This is a genomic window from Cohnella abietis, from assembly GCF_004295585.1.
Classification (GTDB): domain Bacteria; phylum Bacillota; class Bacilli; order Paenibacillales; family Paenibacillaceae; genus Cohnella; species Cohnella abietis.
Genome location: NZ_AP019400.1, coordinates 3,053,853 through 3,078,682, shown reverse-complemented (window position 1 = coordinate 3,078,682; position 24,830 = coordinate 3,053,853). Strand labels below are relative to the sequence as shown.

At 46.2% G+C, this 24,830-nt stretch carries 16 protein-coding genes; 6 read left to right on the top strand and 10 right to left on the bottom strand.

The window, feature by feature from the left end; all coding sequences use genetic code 11:
* Nucleotides 1–475: 475 nt before the first annotated feature.
* The 8 genes from KCTCHS21_RS13135 to leuC all read right to left on the bottom strand — a co-directional run bounded on the left by KCTCHS21_RS13135 (nt 476) and on the right by leuC (nt 15,381).
* The gene (locus KCTCHS21_RS13135) at nt 476–2,275 is read right to left on the bottom strand and encodes an ABC transporter ATP-binding protein (RefSeq protein ID WP_130608695.1); all 1,800 of its coding nucleotides are present in this window, start codon (nt 2,273–2,275) and stop codon (nt 476–478) included.
* Nucleotides 2,272–4,080, bottom strand: a complete 1,809-nt coding sequence (locus tag KCTCHS21_RS13130; RefSeq protein WP_130608692.1) for an ABC transporter ATP-binding protein — start codon at nt 4,078–4,080, stop codon at nt 2,272–2,274. The genes KCTCHS21_RS13135 and KCTCHS21_RS13130 overlap by 4 nt, the downstream gene beginning before the upstream one ends.
* Before the next feature lie 258 nt (nt 4,081–4,338).
* On the bottom strand, nt 4,339–8,064 hold the full coding sequence (locus KCTCHS21_RS13125; protein ID WP_162309323.1) for a dynamin family protein: 3,726 nt from the start codon (nt 8,062–8,064) through the stop codon (nt 4,339–4,341).
* Entirely contained in the window at nt 8,061–8,729 is a 669-nt protein-coding gene (nth, locus tag KCTCHS21_RS13120) for an endonuclease III (protein WP_130608686.1), read from the bottom strand. The genes KCTCHS21_RS13125 and nth overlap by 4 nt, the downstream gene beginning before the upstream one ends.
* Nucleotides 8,730–8,921: 192 nt before the next feature.
* Entirely contained in the window at nt 8,922–11,633 is a 2,712-nt protein-coding gene (locus KCTCHS21_RS13115; RefSeq protein ID WP_130608683.1) for an S-layer homology domain-containing protein, read from the bottom strand.
* Nucleotides 11,634–11,696: 63 nt separating this feature from the next.
* Nucleotides 11,697–13,145, bottom strand: coding sequence for an N-acetylmuramoyl-L-alanine amidase (locus KCTCHS21_RS13110; RefSeq protein WP_130608680.1), 1,449 nt, complete (start codon nt 13,143–13,145; stop codon nt 11,697–11,699).
* 191 nt (nt 13,146–13,336) lie between these two features.
* A complete protein-coding gene (leuD, locus tag KCTCHS21_RS13105; RefSeq protein ID WP_130608677.1) occupies nt 13,337–13,939 on the bottom strand; it encodes a 3-isopropylmalate dehydratase small subunit in 603 nt (200 codons plus the stop codon).
* Nucleotides 13,940–13,959: 20 nt separating this feature from the next.
* Nucleotides 13,960–15,381 carry a 3-isopropylmalate dehydratase large subunit gene (gene leuC / locus KCTCHS21_RS13100; RefSeq protein ID WP_130608674.1) on the bottom strand — a complete coding sequence of 474 codons (1,422 nt, stop codon included), beginning with the start codon at nt 15,379–15,381 and terminating at the stop codon, nt 13,960–13,962.
* Between the two features lie 126 nt (nt 15,382–15,507).
* Between leuC and KCTCHS21_RS13095 the strand changes: the two genes are divergently transcribed.
* On the top strand, nt 15,508–16,404 hold the full coding sequence (locus KCTCHS21_RS13095) for a LysR family transcriptional regulator (protein WP_130616498.1): 897 nt from the start codon (nt 15,508–15,510) through the stop codon (nt 16,402–16,404).
* A 75-nt stretch (nt 16,405–16,479) separates the two neighbouring features.
* Here the strand turns inward: KCTCHS21_RS13095 and KCTCHS21_RS13090 are convergent, their stop codons facing one another.
* Complete coding sequence (locus tag KCTCHS21_RS13090; protein ID WP_130608672.1) at nt 16,480–17,277, bottom strand: carbon-nitrogen family hydrolase; 798 nt, start codon at nt 17,275–17,277, stop codon at nt 16,480–16,482.
* Between the two features lie 203 nt (nt 17,278–17,480).
* Here KCTCHS21_RS13090 and KCTCHS21_RS13085 point away from each other — a divergent pair, with 203 nt between their 5' ends.
* The 5 genes from KCTCHS21_RS13085 to KCTCHS21_RS13065 all read left to right on the top strand — a co-directional run bounded on the left by KCTCHS21_RS13085 (nt 17,481) and on the right by KCTCHS21_RS13065 (nt 23,190).
* Complete coding sequence (locus KCTCHS21_RS13085) at nt 17,481–18,656, top strand: pyridoxal phosphate-dependent aminotransferase (protein WP_130608669.1); 1,176 nt, start codon at nt 17,481–17,483, stop codon at nt 18,654–18,656.
* A gap of 473 nt (nt 18,657–19,129) precedes the next feature.
* The gene (gene proB / locus KCTCHS21_RS13080) at nt 19,130–20,257 is read left to right on the top strand and encodes a glutamate 5-kinase (protein WP_130608666.1); all 1,128 of its coding nucleotides are present in this window, start codon (nt 19,130–19,132) and stop codon (nt 20,255–20,257) included.
* The gene (locus tag KCTCHS21_RS13075; protein ID WP_130608663.1) at nt 20,250–21,497 is read left to right on the top strand and encodes a glutamate-5-semialdehyde dehydrogenase; all 1,248 of its coding nucleotides are present in this window, start codon (nt 20,250–20,252) and stop codon (nt 21,495–21,497) included. Before proB ends, KCTCHS21_RS13075 begins: the two co-directional genes overlap by 8 nt.
* A 13-nt stretch (nt 21,498–21,510) precedes the next feature.
* Complete coding sequence (proC, locus tag KCTCHS21_RS13070) at nt 21,511–22,383, top strand: pyrroline-5-carboxylate reductase (protein ID WP_130608660.1); 873 nt, start codon at nt 21,511–21,513, stop codon at nt 22,381–22,383.
* Nucleotides 22,384–22,503: 120 nt separating this feature from the next.
* Nucleotides 22,504–23,190, top strand: a complete 687-nt coding sequence (locus KCTCHS21_RS13065; RefSeq protein ID WP_130608657.1) for a 2-hydroxy-3-keto-5-methylthiopentenyl-1-phosphate phosphatase — start codon at nt 22,504–22,506, stop codon at nt 23,188–23,190.
* An 887-nt stretch (nt 23,191–24,077) separates the two neighbouring features.
* Here the strand turns inward: KCTCHS21_RS13065 and KCTCHS21_RS13060 are convergent.
* Entirely contained in the window at nt 24,078–24,812 is a 735-nt protein-coding gene (locus KCTCHS21_RS13060; RefSeq protein ID WP_130608654.1) for a DnaD domain protein, read from the bottom strand.
* Between the last annotated feature and the right edge of the window lie 18 nt (nt 24,813–24,830).

The window sequence follows — 24,830 nt, the reverse complement described above, 5'->3', positions numbered from 1 at the left end:
TTTCACCTTTCGGGCTTATAGGTCCGCTCCTTACGAAAAAAAAACTTCGTGCGAAGTAGGATATCCCTAGTTCCAAACACAACTTTCCTAGCATGCCGATCCCCGTACACCGGAGGGTTCTTCCGCGTTGCACTTCCAAGGGCTTCACGCGTTCCATGGTCTTCGTCCATAACACCGGGACTCGACTCCCTCTTGTCCTTTTCAGGTCTTTTTTGACGATGCGGCAGGATTCACTTGATGTTACGGCCTGCTGTTTTGCTCGCACTCCTTTACGGAGCTACTTTGTCACGGGGCTTCAGCCTTAGGATCTCTCCACCAGATGCCCGTCAGCTACGAGGCGACTTGGCTCTTACCTCGACCGGACTTTCACCGGCTAGTTGTGCCTAGCTTGGCTAGGCGCGCACATAAACAAAAACCGTCCAGAAGGCTTGTCGAAACGCCAGCTGAACGGATTTTTATAATTGTCGCTTCCAAATTATGCAGATAAAAACCGATATTGCGCATCAACCAAATTCCGATAATGACCTTGACGCTTCATTAATTCATCATGATTACCTTGATCAACAATTTCTCCGTGATCCAGTACGACAATACGATCAGCATGTCGGATTGTAGATAAACGATGGGCTACAATAAAGGAAGTCCGGCCTTTAAGCAATGTAGCAAGTGCCTCTTGTATTCGCAGCTCTGTCTCTGTGTCGATGCTCGCAGTTGCTTCATCCAGCACGAGAATACGCGGGTTGGCAAGCAGCGCCCTAGCGAAGGATAACAGCTGACGCTGCCCCACAGAGAGAGCATTCCCTCTCTCCTCTACCTCTGTATCATAGCCATTAGGCAAATCCATTATAAAATCATGAGCTCTGACAGATCGCGCAGTTGCCTCTATTTCCGCATCAGTCGCGCCTGGTCTGCCATAACGGATATTGTCCCTAATCGTTCCTGAGAAGATAAAGGTGTCCTGCAGCACAATTCCGATTTGGGAGCGAAGGCTTTCAATGGTAACGTCGCGTACGTCAATTCCATCTAGCAGCACACGACCCTCGACCGTATCGTAAAACCTGCAAAGTAAATTAACTATCGTACTCTTCCCTGATCCGGTGTGTCCAACTAGCGCGACAGATAGGCCCGCTTTAATATCGAGATTGATACCACGAAGAGCAGGTCGATCAGCTTCATAACCGAAGCTCACATTCTCAAGTCGAACATCACCATGAATTTCTGGGAGGATAGTCGCATTTTCCTTCTCAGGTACTGCCGGCTTCTCATCCATGAATTCAAAAATTCGTTCGGCTGAGGACATCGAGATAAGCAATTGAGAATACATGTTTCCGAGCCTATTAATAGGCTCCCAGAAGCTTCCTACATAAGTGATAAAGGCGATAAGAATACCTACTGTTATTGCTTCGGACTGGATTAGATAAGTTCCATAGAGCAGTAATATAAGGGTTCCGACCGCAGAGGTAATCTCGATAACAGGTCCGAACAATTGATTAAGGGCAGAAGCAATGTTCCATGACTGAATGCTGCCTTTATTCATTTTTTCGAAATAACCAATATTTTCTTTTTCCTGTGCGAACGCTTGTGTGACCCGAATCCCCTGAATGCTCTCATTCAAATGGGAGTTAATTCGAGATTGCTTAATCCGAACAACCTGCCAGGCCATACGGATTTTTTTGCGAAGCGCCGATGAAACAAGAAACATAATCGGAACAGTGATCATAATAGCTAGACCCAGCTTGGGTGACAAGAAAAGAAGAATAACGGTAATCCCCAGTAATTGTACGATATCGATCGCTGAGTTGATTACTCCGTTGGTGAACATGTCCTGTAGCGAGTTAACGTCGTTCGTTACCCTTACTAGCACAGAGCCCGCTGGACGCTTATCGAAAAATCGGAATGAAAGTGACTGTATGTGACGGAATAAAGCCGCCCTAAGATCAAAAATAACCTTTTGTCCAATTTCGTTCGTCTTCTGAATCGTGTACCTTTGTGCCCACCACCTCATACCATACATGAGGAGCATTGCGCCAACTATTATATATAACAAGGAAAGGCTACTGTTTCCATGCTTCGGACTAATGGCTCGATCGATAGCCACACCCATTAGAAAAGGAATGGCAAGCCTAGATAACATCCCAAACACGGTCATGACGAAAACAACTTTACTAAACGCTGTTTTATAAGGCTTAACATAAGCGAAAAGTCTACCGATCTGCTTCCAGTTAAACGGCTTTTCGATTAATTCATCGTCCTGGTATACGAACTTGCGACTCATCCCGTCACCCGACTCTCTGCTGAGCTATTCCTATCGGAACGTACCGGAGGTTGATCCAATTCCTCTGGTCGATCGGCATATTGAATGCGATAGGTTTCTCTATAAAGCCCAGGCTGCTTTATGAGTTTATCGTGTTTTCCACGCTGAATCGTATGACCTCTGTCCAGAACAATAATTTCATCTGAATTACGTAAGGTTGAGATGCGATGAGCAATCATGAACACGCTTCTGCCGGCCATGACCTTCCGAATCGCTGTTTGAATCTCATGCTCCGTCTCCATATCTAACGCGCTGGTTGCATCGTCTAAAATTAGGATCTTCGGCTTGCTAAGCAATGCACGTGCGATGGCAATACGTTGCTTCTGACCGCCAGATAACCCCATACCACGCTCTCCTACTATCGTATCGTAGCCGAGTGGAAGCTCGCTGATGAACCCATCTGCCTGTGCTAAACGAGCAGCCTCAACGATTTCCTCCATGCTTGCATCAGGACAGCCATAACTAATATTTTCTTTAATCGTTGTTGAGAACAGGAATGATTCCTGGAAGACAATGGCGATTTGACGTCGTAAGCTTGCTAGCTCAATGTGACGCACATCAACCCCATCAAGCGTAAGCGAGCCTTCTCCCACATCGTAGGAGCGCATCAGTAAGCCGACAGCTGTTGATTTTCCAGAGCCAGTGCCCCCCAGGAAGCCAATTACCGAGCCTGCAGGAGCATCTAGATTAAAACCAAGCAATGCGGAGGGCAAATCGTCCCTGTTGGAAAAGCGAAAGCTAACATCATCGTAACGAATGTTTCCTTTCACGGCTTCCTCGTCCAGTACAAGGCTATCGGCAACATTTTTCACCGAAATCGGTTGATTAAGCAGCTCAAGTAAACGTTCCCCTGAAGCTTTCGATTGTGTGTACGCATTAATCTGGAATCCAAGTGTCCATAGAGGAGCAATGATTAAACCGAGCATACCCGTAAGCGCAACCAAATCTCCCAAGGACAACACACCATTAATGACACGCCATCCACCTACTAGTAACAAGGAAGCAAGACTCAGGTTTGCAATAAGCTCGATAACCGGAAAATATTTTGCCCATACATTGGCTAGCTCAAGATGATTGTCGCGGTATTCCTCGTTTTCTTTAACAAATTTCTTGATTTCGAAATGCTCTCTAGCAAATGACTTAACCGTTCTTACACCTGTAACATTCTCTTGCACTCTTACTGTCAGTCTTCCAACCGCAGAGCGAATGGCACGAAACACGGGATGAATGTTTTGCTCAAATTTAATTGCGATGACTGCTAGCACGGGGACAATGGCTATTGTAATCAGCGTTATCGTCCAATCAATGTAGAACATCATCGAGAAGCCGAACACTAATAGAAATGCAGTATTAAGCAATTGCGCAAATCCAAAGCCGATGAACATCCGAATTCCTTCGATATCCGCTGTTAGCCGTGACATTAGGTCTCCCGTTTTTGCTGTGTCGTAATACGAAAAGGACAATTGCTGCAGCTTCTCGTAGCAGGCATTCCTTAATCGATAAGCAAGACGATTTCCCAAACGCCCCCCGCTAAAGCCATGTACATACTGAAAACCAGCCTTCACAACAATAATGCCAACAGCTACTAACGACAGCTTAAGTACGCCTGAAAATTCTTCTGGAATAATCATATCGTCGATTAGCGTCTTAAGAAGCAGCGGGTACACTAAGCCGAGCGCGGTGGCAATAGCCAAGCCGAGCACGGAGCCCAAGAGAAGGCCTTTGTCTTGCCAATAATACGATTTCAATGCCCGAAAAATATCCAAAAATGGTTCCCTCCTCACTGCTTTCTACGGCAGTTTAGCGTAATCATTATCAGCCAGCAACAGCGCTAAATGGTCCTAATTGCCGTTCGTTCGCTACCTAGGGAATGGAGTGCATCCAATGCAACGGATATCTCCGAAATCGTCGTTATTCGTACCCAATATCCCCCATTTGGTGCGTTTATCCAAGGATATCTAAGGCATTCAAAGAAAAAACCCCTTCCCTTCGAGAAGACGATGGGAAAGGGTCAAATATGAATGTTATTGCCTGATTATCCGCCACTGATCTTGTAAATTCGCTAATAATCGTTCTTCGCCAGGCTCCATAAGAGTTTGACTCATGCTTAATGCGAAAGAGGCAAGCTGCTCTGACCACACAGTCGAGGCTAATTTTATGGCATTCAGCAGCGTAGCAGTCGATACTTCCTCCCACTGTAGCCGAGTTGTATCCAGCGTTGAATCTAACGCTCGAAACAACGATTCGTTAAGCTCTTCTCTGAGTGCTATACTGCCCTCATTCTCGAAGAAATGTTTAGGAGAACGGAAGGCACTCCACAAATGTTTGGCCTCAAAATGAGGGCCTTTTGTGAAAAGCTCTGGCAATGGGAGCTCTAACGGCGTACGTTCGATAGGCTCGGGAGCAAATCCCTCCCCTTCCATATCCGCTAAGCCTGATAGTAGGCTTAGCCCCTTCTCCGTCATTGTATGAACCGTCCCTTCAAGACGCAGCCCCGCAGCACGGAGCTCTTGCAGTAAATCCTCGCCCAGTGACCGCTTAAGATCGTCTCCGCAAGCCTGAATCAATTTCTTCAGATCACGTCCATCATCCTGCAGCACGGAAGGATGAAAGGCCCCTTGAAAATGCTCCTTAAAGCGGAATTTCAGCCTTTGTCGCAGATGGTACAGCTGTTCGCTAATTTCTTGCTGTAAGGGCTCGATTGCCGTCGTAGGAAGCTGATTAGACCCTTCGCTGCGCCAGCGCTCAGCTTGATCACGCAAGCGCTGTGCCTTCGCTTCTCTCGTTGCCGCATCAGCATTAGCAGATTGCAGCCATCCTTCAAGCAGTTTATCAACGCGATCTAGCTCCTTATGAGCTGATGCAAGCGCTAAGCCGCCTAGCTCCTCCTCTGAGAAGGAGCGGAAAGAGCTTTCGAACGCTGAGATGCCAGATTGCTGAAGCTTATCTTTGCTGCGTGATTGCTTCGCCTGCAAGCCCAATAAGCTGGACACAGCAAACAATCTCGGCTTTCGGATGCCGTGCTTGAGTAGCTGTGTACCTACATGCTCTCGAACCGAATCCAATTCTTCCTCCGATGAAGCTAGATCGGCTGCATTGATTACGAAAAACATTTTATCAAGCTCAAATACATCCTTCACACTACCTAGCTGATTAAGAAACTCCCGATCTGCTTCGGTGAATGCGTGATTATAATAGGTTACGAACAGAACCGCATCCGCGTTTTTGATATATTGAAAAGCTACCCCGGTATGGCGAGCATTGATTGAATCTGCTCCTGGTGTGTCCACGAGCACAGCGCCACTGCGGGTTATCGGAGAGTCCACGAACAAGTCAATTTCCGCAACGAAGCAGGAAGCCTGCTCTTCCGCTGCAAACCTTCGATATTCTGCCTCTTGGACTGTAAGCTGCTGCCCAAGCATTGGCCCGTATTCCTCCCAGCCTTTGGCTGCGGCCGTCAGGAAGGCTAAATGCGGTCTCCCACGGGGATGCAGCTCATTAACTGATACTGGCTCCTTAAGAGCAAGCAGAGCGAGAATATTATCGCCAGCCTTCGCCAATTTATCTTGGCTAATGCCGATTCTCTTGAGAGAGTGAGTAATATCCTCCGCGAAAGCCTGCTGGGTCTTCATCGTAACTAATGCTGTGCCATCTACATGGTCGCCGAAAGGAGCGAGAATTCTATTAATTGTCGCTGTAGTTGGGTTCGGTGATACAGGTAGCACAGATTTACCAACAAGCGCGTTGGCAAAAGATGATTTTCCAGCGCTGAACGCTCCGAATAAAGCTATTGTAAAGCTCTTGTTCTTAAAGCGCTCCGCTTTGGCGTACAGGCTGTCTGCGAAGCTGCGTAATGCAGGTACGGTCACCAGTAGGTCCGCTGAACGCTCCAGCATATCTGCCGCCCCTTGCGGCGCACCAAGACGGCTTGGCTGCACATCACTTGCTGTGCTATCAGCAGTTGTGTCTCCATTTGCATCACTGCCTCTATCTGATGCAGCCTGCAATTGCTCTTGCTCTGTTTTTTTCTGAAGCTCTGCATGAGATTTGACGCTCTTAATCTGACTTTCTGAAACCGCATCAGCTGACGGTAGATCTAGATCTGCAAGACCGCTATTTCTCGGCAGTATAGAGAGTAAGCTCTGTTCTTCCGCTTTCTCTTGGTCTTCGAGCTTAACCACTTCATTAGCGATTTGATCTAGCTCTGTTATCGCTGCTAATTGAGTTTGAATTGCGTTTGCTTCCATGTCTAGCTCAGGCTGGCTTCTTTTCTGAAGATCGTCCACCCATGATAGTGCTGCTTTACGGTATAGTGATTTTAGCTCCGTACTAATTTCAGCTGAGTAATGTAAAGTCGCTTGACCATCGGCACCTGCACCCGATTTCACCCACTCTCGAAGCCATTCTGTCGTTACTGCTTTGAAACATACAGTCAAGGTCGTCTCTAGTGCATCACCAACTAGATCAGATTGGGCCGCTTCCTTACGTAATATATCCTTAAGATGTCCGGAAACGTGAGCAGACACCTGTCTATTGAAGTCCGTTGCGAGGCGCTCAAGCCTCGTTGCTCTCTCTGCCTCTGTCTTTGCAGCGCTTGCCAACCAGCCCGCTTTAAAACCCGGCTGCATCGCCTCAAGCACTGCTCTAGCATGCTCACGAGTTTCTGCCGGGGTCAAATTCGCATTATTAAGCAGCTTATCCAGCTCTACTCTTACACGCTGTCTACGCCTGTCTCCTGTAGATTGATTTTCCTCCAATTGCTGCGTAAGATCATTTCTCTTGTTAGCCCTTAGCTCAGCTTCCTCTTGATCTCCCAGCTTGCTAAGTAGCAGCTCCCGCTGTGCCTCGTTCTGTACATGAAGTGCTTCTCGATATTGCTCAGCTAGATGGCTAGCGGATCGTTCAGCGCTTCTTAACATAAGTGGAGTTGCCAATGGCTGAAGCTCTTTAAAAAGATTTATTAATAGCTCCCATTGAGATAACGGATGGTCCTTCTCTCTCAGGGATAAGAACAGCGTAGCGGCGGGTTGAATACCCCAATTGCTCAACGCAAGCCTAAGGCTTTCTTGGAAGGCTGTAAAAGCTATTTGATCTTCCCTATGCTTATCGATTTGGTTAACGATGAGGTAGGTTGGTTTACCCCATCTCGCCATACTCCGCAAGAAACGGAAATTGACCTCAGATTGAACGTGGTTATAGTCCGTAACATAGAACACAACATCTGCCAGATGCAGTGCAGACTCTGTTGCCGCGCGATGTGCCCCATCGGTTGAATCCACGCCTGGAGTGTCTACGATCGCCATTCTATCGCCGAGCAAAGGTATCGGATACGATACTTGAATGGATGTAACCCCTTCACCGTCAATGGCGAAGTTATGGAGCTGTTCGACGGGAATATTACGTGAAGGGTGGAGATCACCATTGGAATCGCGGAAAACCATTTCCGCAGACGGCTGCCCGTTCACAACAGTTACCACATTTGCGCTTGTGGGAATCGGCGATGAGGGCAATAGTGCAGCTCCACAGATCGCATTAACTAACGTTGATTTTCCGGCAGAAAAATGGCCACAGAAGGCGACCGTCAGACGACCAATGCGAAGCTTCTCGGACAGCTCAAGGTATTTCTCAGCTTGAACGGTATCTCCGTGACTGGCCACTCTTGTGGACATTTGTTCAAGCGCTTGACGGAATTCGGTAATATTAGATGATTGCAAGCTCACTGGTGGAGCAAGTGTGTCTATTTGAGTCACGAGGTAACGCTCCTTTTCTTTAATGCCGCCTTCATGCGGGACTTGCCTTCCTTGCAGTGCTCCAATATTGGACATAGATCACATTTGGGGTTTTGTGCCTTACAATGATAACGCCCGAAAAAAATAAGCCGATGATGCGTCATTGTCCACTCTTCTCGTGGGACTTTGCGCATTAGCTTCTTCTCTACTTCTAGAACAGAATCATCTGCTTTAGCAATTCCCAGTCTCTTGGATACACGATCAACATGCGTATCCACGGCAATAGCTGGCACACCGAATGCATTAGACATCACTACATTAGCTGTCTTTCTACCAACACCGGGCAGCTCTACTAGCCCTTCATGAGTATGAGGAATTTCTCCATCGTACTTATCAATGACTATTCGACAAAGCTTCTGAATGTTCGCCGCTTTAGTACGAAACAATCCAATTCGACGTATATCATTTTCAAGCTCCTCAAGAGGTACGTTCAAATAGTCTTGGGGAGTACGGTATTTATCGAATAAATTAACCGTTACTTTATTGACAGTTTCGTCCGTGCATTGTGCAGACAGCAGCACCGCAATCGTTAGCTCAAATGGATTGCGATGAATCAGCTCACAATGGGCATCGGGAAACATCTCGGCCATCGTATCCAGCACGTGCCTTATCGTTGCAGCGTTCATAAGCGCTCCTTCATTATTCCGAAATTCATAATAATTTTACCGGAAGTTTCGTTTTGCGGCAATATGCGAGCAAATAAGAGTGGCGATTTAGTCGGCAGCTCCGCTTATCTCCCCACCAATAAATCAAAAAAAGAAGGAGCTGCCCCAAGTATTTCACTTGTGGGTAGCTCCTTCTTTAATCAAATTTCAATGTTACTTAATAATTTCAATAATAGTGCCACGCAAAATGTAAAGAGTAAGCGAGTCACCGTAATTCAGGTCATCAGTCGTCAAAGTCTTCGTACCCTGATGAATGTTTACTTTAGGGTGAAGGCTATAAGAAGTATAAACCGTTGCATTCGTTGCTTTCTCATTGATATAAAGCAACTGGGATACAGTGTCAAATTTAAGCACTGGCTTCTTCACAGGAGTGATGACTTCAATAACCGTACGATCAGTCTCATCCTTCCGGATCTCGACACGATCTTCCGGCTGTATAACTGAAAGTGAGGTATGTTTGTTGTTATCCCGAATTATAGTGACATTCGTTCCAATAACCTTAGTCGATACCGAACCTGTTGAAGAAGCAATATCTAGCGAACCCGCAGCTGCGTTCACTGTGGTTACTTTACCGATCGTAACAGGGACTGTCTTGATCTTGACTGCAGTAAGTCCTTGGAAAGATACATTAACAACGCTACCTACAGCGATGGAGTTCAAATTAATTGTCGCTCCGTTATCATCCTGCAGAACAGTCGAAGCATTGATTTGCCAGCTTTCAACAATACCATCGCTTCTTTTAATGCCTAATCTGTTTCCTAGCGCATCTACGGAGACTACCTCTAGCTGAACTGTCTTGTGTAATAGAATTCCCGTTGCTTGATCTTGAGTATTATTTCCAAGCTGCAAAGTGACTACATCTCCAACCTTAATATCGGTATAGGTTTTGGAGGTTTGTCCATATATCTCGACAGAAGGGAAGATATATGGAACTGTTATACTGTTCGAGGAATCAAGGGACAGCTTAATTGTTTTGGCTTGAATGTTATTTTCTAGAACTGTACCCGTATATTTAGCAATAACAGAAACAAATACAGCATTATCTCCACTAAAACCTACACTAATTCTCTTGCCTTCGGTAGAGATAAATGAAGTTGCTGACTCAAGTGATAGCACTGTTCCGTTGAGATCAAAACGTGTAGTAGGTGTAATATTAAAGTTGTGTTTAACTCCTGCGGAGTCATTCACGATTAAGGTTTTCGCTTTAGCTACATAACTAATTACGGTTGCAGAATATAACGTATTAACCGACCGATTCAATACCGTAATCTTTGTCACTTTGCCAGCATCGTTAAGTGTTAAAGTAATCGTATCTCCCTTAACAACATCATCAATTGTCACATCAGAATAGCCTTCAATCTTTACCGTATAACTGTCTGCTAAGCGCTTCACTTCCAGATTGTTATTAACGGTATATTGAATTGAATTATTCGACTTAATGACAGCATCAAGAGTTCCCGTAATAGTAGGCTGTTCAGTCTTAGTAACGACAATGCTCGTTACTACCCCCGTTTTAACTTCATAAGAGATCGCGTCACCAACCTTAAGCTGATCGAACGTCTGATTTACGTTGTTATATTTAATTGTAGCATTAGCAGCTACGTTTAAGCTGTCAACTTTATCGGAAGAAGAATCTTTAACCTGTAGCTTACGATTGGCAACATCCCATGCTGCTACAGTACCTATTCCTGTTTTATTCGATACGGATTGAGTAACTGTTATAGAGATAATTTTACCATCAGGTCTAAAGGCATCTATGGTTAGCTTCACCGGAACATTAACCGGGATATTGTCTAAAGTAAGTGCTTGTCCGTTGGCATCTGTTATGGTTGGAGCACGCTGTGGATCATAAAAATAATCTTCATCCACTCCGCCAACAGATAGAGTTAATCTGGATTTCGATTTAACAACCAAACTTAATGTGCCTTCCACTGTTTTCACTTTAGGAGTTTCGTTTGTTTGCTCCACATAACCGATGCTTCCATCACTGTTAGGAAGTAATGTCACTTCACCATACTGCTTCAGGTTAGTTATGGCCGTTGTCAGATCGGAATTGAAGCTGTAAATAGAAGCCGTTGGTGAAAGATTGTAATCTTTAGCTGTACCGTCTGCCAGCATCAAGGATATTTTGCTTGCCGAGCTAGATAACAAAGTACCGAAAATTTGACCCGGATAGGTAACAGATATTTGAGATTCTGCCCGACTGAACAGCGTAGAAGCCGTTTCTCTTGTCACTATAGCAAGGGGATCGAACTTAGTTGCTGTAACTCCTGTAACTAGCTTAGAAGAAACTGCAACGTTCACGTAGCCCTTTAGCTTTGTATCAATTTTCGCATCATCACCGAAGGAAGTTGCTTTATCAGCTAGCAGCTTTGCATCAGCATCCTTGCCAATCGCACGTACTAGCAGCTTAGCCATCCATTCTCTTGTTGCGGGACTACTTCCCCACTCTTTGCCTTTCTCCTTCTTCGCTAATTCTACTTCTTCGTCTATGACTAGAATTTTTTTCAGAAGGGCTAGCTTTATGTATGGCTTGTAATCTTCTTTAATAACCATGTCGCTTGGAAATACAAGTACATCTGTCGTTTTAATCTCATTCGCAACACCCATGAATCTTAATGCAATAATAACAGCTTCTTGTCGGCTAACCGCTTTACCGGGGCTAAACGTTCCTGCAGCACTTCCCGTGCCACCCTTTAATATCCCTTGCAATGCAAGCTTAGTGATGTGCTTGTCAGCCCAATGACCCGCTTTCACGTCCGTAAAAGGCGATGCCGCAGACACGGGTGACGTTGTCCATGCAACCCCCGTACCAATTAGTGAAGCTACAAGTAATCCACAAATCCCTTTCGAAAGTGTATTCATCGTCTAATTTCCCCTCTCCCTAAATACACATATACCGGCCCCCAACTAAGAGGGCCGGATTGCTTAAATTAATTTCAGCTGTTTCTTAATGCCTGTTGCTATAGCAACAGCAACTCTATTTTGCAGGTCCTCTGTGAATAGTTGTGGCTCATCGATCTGACTCGATAAATAACCGATTTCCAACAATATCGCAGGCATTGTAGTCTTGGTTGTAACTGCCAAATTCACGGAATGGCGTCTGACACCATTATCCTTGAGGCCAGTTGCTGGTGCGAGATAGGAATGCATCAGCGTTGCAAAAGCCTTGCTGTCCTCGCGAGTATAATAGGTTTCGGTTCCGTTCGTTGCAGGAGTGTAACTGTTCGCATGAACAGATACGAATAGATCGGCTTTGACGGAATTAGCAAGGTTATACCTATCCGCCAATGTTGGGAATGTGTCCGTTGTACGGGTCATTACAAGCTTAATTTTCTCCTCTCCTGATAGCAGCGCCTGCACCTTCAGGATGACAGATAAATTAAATTCCTTCTCCGTACGTTTTGTGATGCTTATCGCACCCGGATCGGATCCTCCATGTCCCGCATCCAATACAACCGTGTATAACGATTTGCTAGGAATAGGAACGGATACAGGTTGTACAAGGAAAATTCTAAGCTCTCCAATGGTTGTATCGTTAATTAGCTCGTAGTCCATGTTCTGATTCAAATCTAGAACGAATCGTGGGGCTTTAGAAGCTTCCCCGAACAGGGAGTAGCGAACTGACTGTAATGCCGGATGCTCTGTAACTAACAGCTTTCCTTCAGCTTCCTTCGAGAAATCAACTGCAGGAAGGAATCCCGACGGTGCGTACTGAGTATTAGGAAGATCGACTACAATCCGCTTAGGATTGTCTAGCTTGAATATACTAGGAGCTATAACACCGTCATATTTCAATACAACTGAATTCGTTTCATAACGCACTTCGTAAATATTTCCGTTTATCACAGGCGTAGTAACGGGTGTATCCACTTCTCCATCATCAGGCTTGGTCGGCGTCTCCGTTTCAGGCGGTTCTGTTACGGGTGGAGTGCTGTTATCGGGCGAATATAAAAATACCGATTTAATTTTATTATCCCAGACGACTGAGACGCCTAAAGAATCGCCGAGGAATCTGAGAGGGATAAGAGTAGTGTTAGATATTAATTGGGGTGCAACTAACATTTGCTTAGGCTCGTTATCGAGTAATGCCGTCTTATTATCAATTGTCATAATCAATTGCTTAACGCCATTCGATACGGTAACTTGCCTTTTCTTATTGTCGTAATCAACCTTAAAGCCAAGACTCTCAGTGGCGATCCGAACGGGTATCAATACTGAGTTACTCATTATAATGGGAGCAACATCTGGCTTTAGGGTTTTACCGTCCAATATAAGCTGAGGTACTACAGCTTCTACCTTAGCGGCATGAACGATACCCGCGCTCAAGAACAGCATGACAGAGACGACGAACAACAAGGACAACAACTTCTTCATGCTTCACCTCGATGTAAAAAAAGATTTGTTTACAACTCCGATTATGTATTTGTACTTCGGCTTGTCCACGAATGATTAGACGTGTTTCGCCATGAAAAGTTGCGTAAAAGAGGAAAAAAAGACCCCTTGTCCCGAAATTTGCCGATTCGGGAACAAAAGGTCTTATTTTATAAATAAATTACCTGATTATCTTAAGCACTAACGCTTGCCGCACGCTTTGCTTCGTATGCAGTAATCGCATTCTCATGCTGAAGAGTAAGACCAATATCATCCAAGCCTTGCAGCAAGAACTGACGACGATGCTCGTCGATTTGGAAAGAAATACTAAGACCGTCTTCGTCGCTGAGTACACTGTTCTCTAGATCGACTTTCAACGTGTAGCCTTCTTTAGCATTCGTCCGTTGGAACAGGTCCTCTACTTGCTCTTCGCTAAGCTTGATAGGCAGAATCCCATTCTTAAAGCAGTTATTGTAAAAAATATCTGCGAACGACGGAGCAATGATGCAGCGGAAGCCGTAGTCCAGAATCGCCCAAGGAGCATGCTCACGGGATGAGCCGCAGCCGAAGTTAGCACGTGAAATCAAAACAGAAGCACCTTGATAACGCGGCTTATTCAAATTAAATTCGGGAATGACATTACCTTGCTCATCCCATCTCCATTCGAAGAATAGAAATTGACCGAACCCGCTTCTTTCAATTCTTTTCAAAAATTGCTTAGGAATAATTGCATCCGTATCTACATTAACCCGGTCAACCGGGGCGACAAGACCATTTAATTGTACAAAAGGTTCCATGTTGATTGCTCCTCCTCTTCTTACGCGTTTACTTCAGACTTGAATTCCCATGTGCGAACATCGACGAAACGACCTTGAACAGCTGCTGCTGCAGCCATTTCAGGCGAAACGAGATGCGTACGTCCACCGCGACCTTGACGACCTTCGAAGTTACGATTGGATGTTGACGCACAACGTTGACCCGGCTTCAGAACATCGGGATTCATGGCCAGACACATAGAGCAGCCCGCTTCACGCCATTCAAAGCCCGCTTCTGTAAACACCTTGTCCAAGCCTTCTTTTTCCGCTTGAATTTTAACCCGTCCAGAGCCTGGAACGACGATAGCTGTAACGTTGGAGCTTACTTTATGACCGCGAGCAACAGAAGCAGCTGCTCTCAAATCCTCGATGCGTCCATTCGTGCAAGAGCCAATGAACACATAATCGATTTCAATTTCAGTCATCGGTGTACCTGGCTTAAGATCCATGTACTCGAGTGCGTTTGCTGCTGCTTTGCGCTCGTTTTCCGTAGGAAGATTTTCTGGTACTGGAACGGAAGAAGTAATGCCAGTTCCCATGCCTGGGCTTGTGCCCCAAGTAACTTGAGGAATAAGAGCATCCACATCGAAATCAATAACAGTATCGAATTCGGCGCCTTCGTCTGTACACAATGCTTTCCATTGCTCAACTGCAGCATCGAATGCCGCACCTTGAGGCGCATATTCACGACCGCGCAAATATTCGAAAGTCGTTTCGTCAGGAGCGATCAAGCCTGCACGTGCACCGGCTTCAATAGACATATTACATACTGTCATCCGCTCTTCCATCGTAAGTGCACGAATCGCTTCGCCCGTGTACTCCATAACATAACCAGTTCCGAAATCTGTGCCGTATTGTGCGATCAGTCCAAGAATCATATCCTTAGCTGTAATGCCTGGTTTACGTTTACCGTTGAAGTGAATAACCATCGTCTTCGCCTTCGATTGCTGCAAGCACTGAGTTGCAAGAACGTGCTCAACCTCACTCGTCCCGATTCCGAAAGCCAACGCTCCGAAAGCACCATGCGTGGAAGTATGGCTGTCACCGCAAACAATTGTTTTACCTGGATGAGTCAAACCGAGCTCAGGTCCCATAACGTGTACGACACCTTGGTCAATTGTGTTCAAATCATACAGCTTTACGCCAAATTCCTCGCAGTTAGTCGTTAAAGTATCGATCTGCTGCTTGGAAATCGGATCAGAGATGTTAAAACGGTCCTTAGTAGGGACATTGTGATCCATTGTTGCGAATGTAAGCTCAGGACGTCTAACCTTACGTCCAGAAAGGCGCAAGCCCTCAAATGCTTGTGGGGAAGTTACTTCATGGACCAAGTGCAGGTCGATGTAAAGGATGCTAGGCTTTCCTTCTCCAGCGACGATGACGTGGTTGTTCCAAATTTTCTCAAACATCGTTTGTTTACTCATGTCTCTGTTCACCTCTATCGGGCTTCTTTTATCATGAGCTTATCTTATCATTTATTCTTTCATTGTTCCAAGATATAATATCTATAAGGTTAATAGTTACAATCTATGAAGGGACGGAAAACGATTATGGAATTTCGACAGCTTCTATATACGATACAAATCGCTACAGAGCGAAACTTCTCCCGGGCTGCCGAGAAGCTGCACATTGCCCAGCCATCCCTTAGCCAGCAGCTATCTAAGCTGGAGAAGGAATTGGGAGTGTTACTGTTTAAAAGGAGTACGAACTCCGTAGAGCTGACCTATGCGGGCTCAGTATTCGTCGATAAAGCTCAGCAAATTGTTGATATGACTGATCAGCTCCGGCGGGAAATGGAAGACATTGCCGATATGCGTAAGGGGCGAATTGTTGTGGGCAGTCTGCCTATGACGGGTTCCCATATATTGCCGCGGGTGCTTCCCGTTTTCCGCGAAGCCTTTCCCAATATCGAAATCGTCCTAATTGAGGAATCCACTAAACGGTTAGAGCAATTAACAGCAAATGGAGGGACAGACGTTAGCCTCTTATCGCTGCCTCTTATCGATCCTTCACTTGCTTATTTGCCAGTCATCGAAGAAGGCATTTGCCTTGCCGTTCCTCCTGACCATCCGCTCGCCGCTCCAGAGTATAAGGATGCCATAATACCTATTGCCAGATTACAGGACGAACCTTTCGTGCTGTTGAAAAAGGGGCAAGGCTTCAGAGCTATTGCACATGATATTTGTCAAACCGCAGGGTTTGATCCACGTGTCGTCTTCGAAAGCGGCAATATTGAAACCGTACAATCTCTAGTTGCTGCGGGTATGGGTATCGCTTTCTTGCCGAAAATGGTTATGCGCAATGATTGGCAGGTCCGCGCTCCCGTCTATCTAAACTTAGAAGGAAATCCAACTCGAACACTCGTTATCGCCTATCGCAAAGGCCGTTACCTTTCTAATGCCGCTGAAGCCTTCATCTCCACCTTCCAAAATTCTCTCTTGTCCTAGCACCATACAAAGAGATTTCTCTACCTAGGTATGGATACAAAAAAAGAACTGGCGGCTTCGCCAGTTCTTTTTCATTTACTCGTATAAGGGTGGCTTGCGGTCAGCGAAAACAGGAATTCTCCCTCTCACTTCATCAACCAACGCCATATCTATCTCAGCTACAAGGATCGTTTCCTCTTCAGCTGCTTCTGCGAGCACCTCGCCCCAAGGGTCAATTATCATCGAATGACCAAAGAAGCTTGTGCCGCCGCTCTCTCCAACAGTATTGCACGATACGACGTACATTTGGTTCTCGATCGCCCGTGCCTGAAGCAACGTACGCCAGTGATGCAGACGCGGATGCGGCCATTCAGCCGGTACGAACAAAATTTTGGCGCCTTCAAGCGCTAACTTCCGAGCCAGCTCCGGGAACCGGATGTCGTAGCAAATCATAACTGCTGCAGGTATACCCTCTAAGTTAAAGCTCCCCAACTGCTGACCAGGCTCCAAATGTAAATGCTCGTTCATGAGCTTAAAAAGATGGATTTTGCTATATTCGGTAACCTCTTCCCCATTTCGATTGAACACATGAGCAGTGTTGGTTACGGAGTTTTCACGTTTCTGCGCAATGGAGCCAGCTAGCACATTGATTTTATGCTTCCGGCAAAAAGCAGCTATGACCTCTTTAGTCCGCAGCCCGTCTGGGTCCGCTAATTCATTTATTTCAGTAAGTGCGTAGCCTGTATTCCACATTTCTGGAAAAATAATAAGATCCGGCTTGGGATCAATAGCAGCTGCTTCCTCAAGTCGAGCTTCCAGCTTAGCGAAATTAGCTTCTGTGTCACCTGAGACTATATTCATTTGTATCAATGCTATCCGCAAGGGGATTGTCATGTTGCTCCACTCCTAATAGACGTTACATTATTGTTATCATCGTACTTCATAGCTTTATTTTCGGCAACATGTCCTACTCATTTACACAATTCCGATGAAATAACCCCGTTTTTTGTGAAAACAAGCTTATATTCCGTTGCCGACTCTATCTCAATATGCTACATTCATCCTATCCTAAGTATGACGGAGCGTGACGAATTCGCATGTCTTTTACTATTACACCTGCTCATCGATTGCAGTCTTTACCTGTACAATTTTTCGCCACATTGGTTGCTAAAGCTAATGCTCGGGCCGCTACTGGACGTGATGTTATTAATCTGGGCCAAGGAAATCCCGATTTACCAACACCGACACCGATAGTTGACAGGCTCAAGACAGCAGCAGAAAACCCTTTGTATCATAAATACCCACCCTTTCGCGGTTTTCCATTTCTGAAGGAAGCCGTTGCAAAGCGATATAAGGAAGATTACGGCGTAGAACTTGATCCTGAAAAAGAGGTTGCCGTCCTCTTCGGGGGAAAATCTGGACTCATCGAAATTAGCCAAATCTTGCTTAACCCTAACGACGTCTGCCTCGTACCTGATCCCGGGTATCCCGATTACTGGTCTGGCGTAGCCCTATCTGGAGCTGAAATGTCGTTCATGCCTCTTAAGAAGGAGAACGATTTTCTTCCGGATTATTCAGCAATTGCTCCAGAAGATCTCGAGCGAGCTAAGCTTATGTTCCTCAACTATCCAAACAATCCTACCGCGGCAATAGCTACTCCGGAATTTTATGAGGAAACCGTTGCCTTTGCAAAGCAGAATGGCATTGTAGTTGCAAGTGACTTTGCTTATGGTGCTATAGGATATGACGGCAAACGTCCCATTAGCTTCATGGAAACTGAAGGGGCTAAAGAAGTCGGAGTCGAGTTTTACACTTTGTCCAAAACCTACAATATGGCTGGCTGGCGCGTGGGATTTGCTGTCGGTAATCCTCAAATTATTGAATTAATTAACCTGATCCAAGACCATATGTACTGCAGCTTATTCGGAGGCATTCAAGAAGCCGCCGCCGAAGCCTTAAGCGGATCTCAACAGTCCGTCCATGAGCTTGTGGCTACCTATGAGCGCAGACGCAACGTACTTTATGAAGCCTTGGAGGAAATCGGTTGGAAAGCGGAGAAGCCTGCAGGCTCGTTCTTCTGCTGGCTCCCTGTTCCCGAGGGATATACTTCAATGTCCTTCGCCGATTTACTTCTCGAGCAAGCAGATGTCGTTGTAGCGCCAGGCACTGGCTTCGGCGCAAGCGGTGAAGGCTATGTCAGACTCGGCTTGCTTACGACTGAAGATCGTTTGCGTGAGGTCGCGGCCAGAATTGGCCGGTTGGGGCTGTTCTAGACTAGCCATTAAGCGTCGTTCATTTCTTTACAACCCTTATGGCACATGGTATTCTTATTAGAATTCGACGCCAATTAATTTGGCGCAGCCATATGAACGCATTGACGGGAACCGAAGCAGATTAGGACATGACCAGAGAGTAAATTTCTAGGCTGAGAAAATTTACCTTGTCCCCTGCCTCCCCCATCCCCGAGCGGACGGCGATGAGCCGGACAGTTCCTGCTGTTATCAGGATCATGAGAGGATGGTGCCTCTATTTGTGCACCGTCAATTAAGGTGGAACCGCGGAAGTTAGACTTTCGTCCTTTATGAGGGCGGGAGTTTTTTTTGTACCATCAGAAAGTACACCGTCCCTCTAAAGACGGCGAAGTCGTTTTACTTATAAGATCAGATGACTATTAACTTTTATGTCTACACCCACATCTGATCTCTCTAAACTTTATCATTTTGTTGTGTATGAAGGGGTTGAATTCATGGGAAAGCGTATCGTAGTCAAGATTGGAAGTAGCTCACTCACCTCTGAGGAAGGCGGACTTAACCGCGGGCAGGTACGTTTCTTCGCGGACGAGATCGCTGCGTTGCACGCCTCCGGCCACCAAGTATTGCTTGTTACCTCGGGTGCTATAGCCGCAGGCTTTCGGCGACTTGGCTATCAGACTCGACCAAAGCTATTACATGAGAAACAAGCTGCTGCTGCCGTTGGTCAAGCTTTATTGATGGAAGCTTACCAAGACGCATTTACAGCGAGCGAAATTACCGTAGCTCAGCTATTATTGACTCGACCGGACTTTAGCAGTCGAAGCCGAGCTCAGAATGCACAGCGCACAATAGAAGAGCTTCTTAAGCAAGGTGCAGTTCCCATTATTAATGAGAACGACACTGTTGCAGTCAATGAAATTAAATTCGGCGATAATGATTCTTTGTCCGCACTAGTTGCAAATTTAGTCAAGGCGGATGGCTTGTATATCCTCACTGACATGGATGGCGTATACACCGGAGATCCCCGCAAAACGCCTGACGCAGTGCGCATTGACCGTATAGAAGTACTCTCTGAAGAACTGTACCAAATTGCGGGAGGCGCAGGCTCGGCTGTTGGAACTGGAGGTATGCGCTCCAAAATCGAAGCAGCTAGAATAGCCATGCAGGGCGGTGTCCCCCTATTTGTTGGTCGGGTGTCTGAGGCTGGTGATCTACAATCCGCAGTTACAGGTAATGGAAAAGGAACTTATTTCGCTTCATCTCCTCAATCCATATCTACTAAGAAGCATTGGGTCGGTTTTCTCTCCGTTCCTCAAGGCCAGATTGTAGTTGATTCAGGTGCTGAGTTAGCGCTATTGAATAAAGGCAGTAGTCTTCTACCTATTGGGATAACCGCTGCTGTAGGCGACTTCCACCCTGGAGATGTAGTAGAAGTCGTTAATACCAGTGGACGGGTGCTTGGACGGGGTGTTACCTGTTATGCCTCGTGGCAAATAACGGCAGTAGCAGGGTTAGCTAGCGAAGATGCTATGAAACGCGTAGATATTTTACGAGAAGAAGTCATACATCGCGATGAATGGGTCGCATCAACTATTATCAAGGAGGCCAACTCATATGAGTGAAGTCACAATTAAAGCGAGCGCAGCCAAGGAAGCAGCAGCCGTTATGAATAGGCTAACAACAGCCGAGAAAAACGAAGCCTTGATCCTTATGGCAGATGCCATCATTGCGGCGCAAGATCAAATTTTAGCTGCCAATGAGGAAGACATTAAACGTGGACAGGAGCTAGGGACCTCCGCCTCTCTATTGGATCGGTTAAAGCTGACTCCTGCGAGACTGGCCGACATTGCAGATGCCGTCAAGCAAATCGTTGCCTTACCGGATCCTATCGGCGACGTTCTTGAGACAGGTCACCGCCCTAATGGATTGTTCATTGAAAAAAGACGAGTACCTATCGGTGTAATTGGAATGATCTACGAAGCCAGACCGAATGTTACCGTTGATGCTGCGACACTATGCCTAAAGACAGGTAACTCTGTCGTTCTGCGCGGAGGCTCTGCAGCGATCTCCTCCAATCGGAGCATTGTAGCCGTTCTACGGGAAGCTTTATCCCGGTCAGCTATTCCAGCGGATGCCCTTCAGCTTATCGAGGACTCTAACCGCAGCTCTGTAGATGAGATGCTTAAGCTTAATGGTCTATTAGACGTTATCATTCCAAGAGGCGGCGCTTCTCTCATTCAGAATGTCGTACAAAATGCTACAGTTCCCGTTATTGAAACTGGCGCGGGTATTTGTCACGTGTACGTCGACGAAAGCGGCGATTATGACATGGCAGAGGCCATTGCTGTTAACGGTAAAGCACAGCGCCCTTCCGTATGTAATTCCATCGAAACCTTATTGCTCCATGAAGCTTTTGCCCAGAAGCATCTTAACGCTCTAGCTGATAAATTCCGCAGCATTAATGTCGAGCTCAGAGGATGCGAAACAACAAGGAGCATCGTTCCATGGGTGAATGAAGCGAGCGATCAGGACTATGCTACAGAATATAACGATTATATTTTGAACATTAAAGTAGTACCTAACTTAGATGCTGCATTGAGCCATATTAGCCACTTCGGCACGAAGCATTCAGACTGTATCATTACGGAAAATCAGGCGAATGCGGATCGTTTTCTACAGGATGTCGATGCTTCAGCGGTTTACCATAACGCCTCTACTCGTTTCACTGATGGATTCGAGTTCGGATTTGGTGCGGAGATTGGTATTAGTACTCAGAAGCTTCATGCCCGGGGACCTATGGGTCTGCCTGCTTTAACATCTACGAAATACCGGGTCGTCGGCTCGGGTCAAATTAGATCATAGGAGCGTGGTCATAATGGTCGATTCCTCATCCTCTTCCCTTGGAGGAGTTAAAATTTGTTTCTATGGTGCTGGCTCAATGGCTGAAGCCATATTAAGAGGACTAGTTGAAGCTAAATTAACCGATCCTAATCAAATTACGGTTATGAACCGGCAGAACACAGACAGACTCCTTCAGCTTGAGCAGCAGTATGGCATTATTCCGGCAACTACGGATGATTTGAAAAATGAGGCATTGACCTCTGCAAGCATCATTATTCTCGGAATGAAACCGAAGGATGCTGCCAATGCCATTAAAGTGTTGAAGCCCCTCTTGCGTCCGGAGCAGCTCATCATATCCGTTATTGCAGGATTATCAATTGATACGATTCACCAGTTATTAGAACGTAAGCAGCCTATTGCACGCACAATGCCGAATACATCGAGCACGATAGGCTTAGGAGCAACCGGAATCAGCTATTCCGATACGGTAAGCTCAGATCAGCGTGAGCTCACATTAGCTATCTTTAACGCCGTCGGCATCACCGCGATAGTTGAAGAGCCTCAGATCGAAGCGGTAACTGGCGTATCGGGTAGCGGCCCAGCGTACGTGTATTACTTAATGGAGGCTATGATTAAGGCTGGCGTCCAGCTCGGCCTTTCTCCAGAAGCAGCCAAAGAGCTCACTGTGCAAACCGTTCGCGGTGCTGCTGAGATGGTTGTGTCTACTGGAGAAAATCCTGGCGACCTACGTCGCAAAGTAACATCTCCTAATGGATCTACACAGGCTGCAATTGAAATATTGGATCAATTCTCCTTCCAAGAAGGCATAAATAAGGCGATCTTACGCTGTGCCGAAAGGGCTCAGGAAATGGGTGAAAGCATTCGCGCCGAAGCGGTTCAGGATTAAAGCAATGCATCCTGCCCTCCAGGCAGTTGATACTGTTAAAGGCGGATCAACACTTGTAGCATCTTCAACCAATCATGAACAATTACTCATAGCAATTGCACTCTGGGAGGTACGAACATTTTGAGCACATTAACTTCAAAGTTCCCACGTCAGCCGGTAATTTTTTGTGACTTCGACGGCACGATTACTCTAAGCGACAACATCATAGCGGCAATGAAGCACTTTAATCCGCCAGGCTGGGAGAGCATTGGTATGGGTATCCTTAACGAGAGCATAACCATCCAAGAAGGCGTGGGACAATTATTCTCTCTCTTCCCTTCGTCAATGAAGGATGAGGTTAAAGAATACATTATAAACAACGCCGGTATTCGTAAGGGTTTTCCTGAGCTGCTTGAATGGTGTAAAACGCACAATGTACCTTTCTACGTTACAAGCGGGGGAATTGATTTCTTCATTTACCCTTTGCTTGAGCCATTTGGGATTCCGGCAGATCACATTTATTGCAATGGAAGCGACTTTAGCGGTGACAACATCACGATAACCTGGCCGCACTCTTGTGACGATAAATGCGATAATGGCTGCGGCATGTGTAAAACGGCTGTCATTCGCCGTTTTTCCACTGATGAATTCTACCGTATTCTAATTGGCGACAGTGTCACTGATTTTGCCGGAGCAAAGCTTGTTGATCTCGTATTTTCCCGCTCCCATCTCACGGATAAGTGTATTGAGCTTAATCTTCCGCATATTCCTTTCGAAACCTTCCATGATGTTATCCATCATCTGGACACAGGTGGCCAGCGGTCGTGAGCTATGCGACTATAACGATAGAACTACACTTAAGCCTTCTGCAGAAGCAGTTATCCTCAACGAAATATACCGTTTGACGGACTGCGACGCTATTTTTAACATCCACGCAAAAAATCCACTCCTTAGTTTGCCATGAGGCATACTGAAGAGTGGATTTTTATATTTACAGCGTTGACTTGGCTACTTAGATCCGCGTATTCATGCGTCTTCTCACATTTAACGCACTGAGGGCTACTTAGATCCCCACATTCAGCCGTTTCCTCACATTTAACGCACTGAGGGCTACTTAGATCCCCACATTCAGCCGCTTTCTCACATTTAACGCACTGAGGGCTACTTAGATCCGCTCATTCAGCCGCTTTTTCACATTTAACGCACTGAGGGCTACTTAGGTCCCCACACTCGGCAGCTTTTTCACATTTAACGCACTGAGGGCTACTTAGGTCCGCTCATTCAGCTGCTTTCTCACATTTAACGCACTGAGGGCTACTTAGGTCCGCGCATTCAGCCACTTTCTCACATTTAACGCACTGAGGGCTACTTAGGTCCCCACACTCGGCAGCTTTTTCACATTTAACGCACTGAGGGCTACTTAGGTCCCCACACTCGGCAGCTTTTTCACATTTAACGCACTGAGGGCTACTTAGGTCCACTCATTCAGCCGTTTTCTCACATTTAACGCACTGAGGGCTACTTAGGTCCGTGCATCCAGCCACTTTTTCACATTTAACGCACTGAGGGCTACTTAGGTCCCCACATTCGGCTGCTTTCTCGCATTAGACGCACTCACATGTCACATGAGGCGGCCGCTTAAGATACTTCACCTGAGATCGACCGCCGTCATATAGCGTCACAACGCGCTGGGAACCTCCCTGCGGCGCGACAGCTTAGCGTCCGGCTCGAAACTTCTGACCGTGTAGGCGCGCCTCATCGACGTTGCTAACGCGGTTACGGCTCCACTCTAACAGGATGCGGTCAATATAGCGGAAATGTAGCTTGCCTGCGAATACCGACTCCTTAAGAGCAAAGCGAATGAGTTCATCGGGATAATTATCCTGGTCTAGCCAACCGTTAATTGTCTCATATTCCATCGGTGTCAGCGGACGACCGAATTCTTGCTCGAACAATAGAAACAGATTATGTGTCCCTGAATGAGCTGTAATTGGAGTATGAGTAGCCTTAGACGGCTCCTGCTGCCTCTGTTGTTCATTAATATAAGTATGATCTTCCCTATCCCTGTTACCGCTTCTAATGGGCAGCTCGCCCGCAGCCAGCAGCTCACCCATCTTCTGGAACAGTCCTGATAAATTATATTTTTCCGATTGAACGCCAGTTAGAGGCTCATACACCTCATCAATCGTAATAAAGCCTTGCTTCATTAGCTTCTGTACCGATTGCCCTACGATCGCAGGTGAGGAGCCTATTCTCTCCTGCAGTTGTTCAATGGTCGGAAACTCATTCTGCTCCAGCTGTCTGAAAGCAATAAGATGAAGCAGCAGCATGCCATCCGTATCATTGAGCTTGAGCGATCGATAAGTTCGAAGCAAAGCATAAGGAATACTGACTGAACCGTCCATATAAGCTTCGGTCATTCCGCGTGCCAGTGAATTTCGGTCATTCATCGCTTGCATTCACCTGCC

Bases quoted from the DNA above. Each gene is read 5' to 3' on its own strand.
- KCTCHS21_RS13135 (WP_130608695.1), bottom strand. From the start codon at position 2,275: ATGAGTCGCAAGTTCGTATACCAGGACGATGAATTAATCGAAAAGCCG.
- nth (WP_130608686.1), bottom strand. From the start codon at position 8,729: ATGAACGCTGCAACGATAAGGCACGTGCTGGATACGATGGCCGAGATG.
- KCTCHS21_RS13115 (WP_130608683.1), bottom strand. From the start codon at position 11,633: ATGAATACACTTTCGAAAGGGATTTGTGGATTACTTGTAGCTTCACTA.
- KCTCHS21_RS13110 (WP_130608680.1), bottom strand. From the start codon at position 13,145: ATGAAGAAGTTGTTGTCCTTGTTGTTCGTCGTCTCTGTCATGCTGTTC.
- leuD (WP_130608677.1), bottom strand. From the start codon at position 13,939: ATGGAACCTTTTGTACAATTAAATGGTCTTGTCGCCCCGGTTGACCGG.
- leuC (WP_130608674.1), bottom strand. From the start codon at position 15,381: ATGAGTAAACAAACGATGTTTGAGAAAATTTGGAACAACCACGTCATC.
- KCTCHS21_RS13095 (WP_130616498.1), top strand. From the start codon at position 15,508: ATGGAATTTCGACAGCTTCTATATACGATACAAATCGCTACAGAGCGA.
- KCTCHS21_RS13090 (WP_130608672.1), bottom strand. From the start codon at position 17,277: ATGACAATCCCCTTGCGGATAGCATTGATACAAATGAATATAGTCTCA.
- KCTCHS21_RS13085 (WP_130608669.1), top strand. From the start codon at position 17,481: ATGTCTTTTACTATTACACCTGCTCATCGATTGCAGTCTTTACCTGTA.
- proB (WP_130608666.1), top strand. From the start codon at position 19,130: ATGGGAAAGCGTATCGTAGTCAAGATTGGAAGTAGCTCACTCACCTCT.
- KCTCHS21_RS13075 (WP_130608663.1), top strand. From the start codon at position 20,250: ATGAGTGAAGTCACAATTAAAGCGAGCGCAGCCAAGGAAGCAGCAGCC.
- proC (WP_130608660.1), top strand. From the start codon at position 21,511: ATGGTCGATTCCTCATCCTCTTCCCTTGGAGGAGTTAAAATTTGTTTC.
- KCTCHS21_RS13060 (WP_130608654.1), bottom strand. From the start codon at position 24,812: ATGAATGACCGAAATTCACTGGCACGCGGAATGACCGAAGCTTATATG.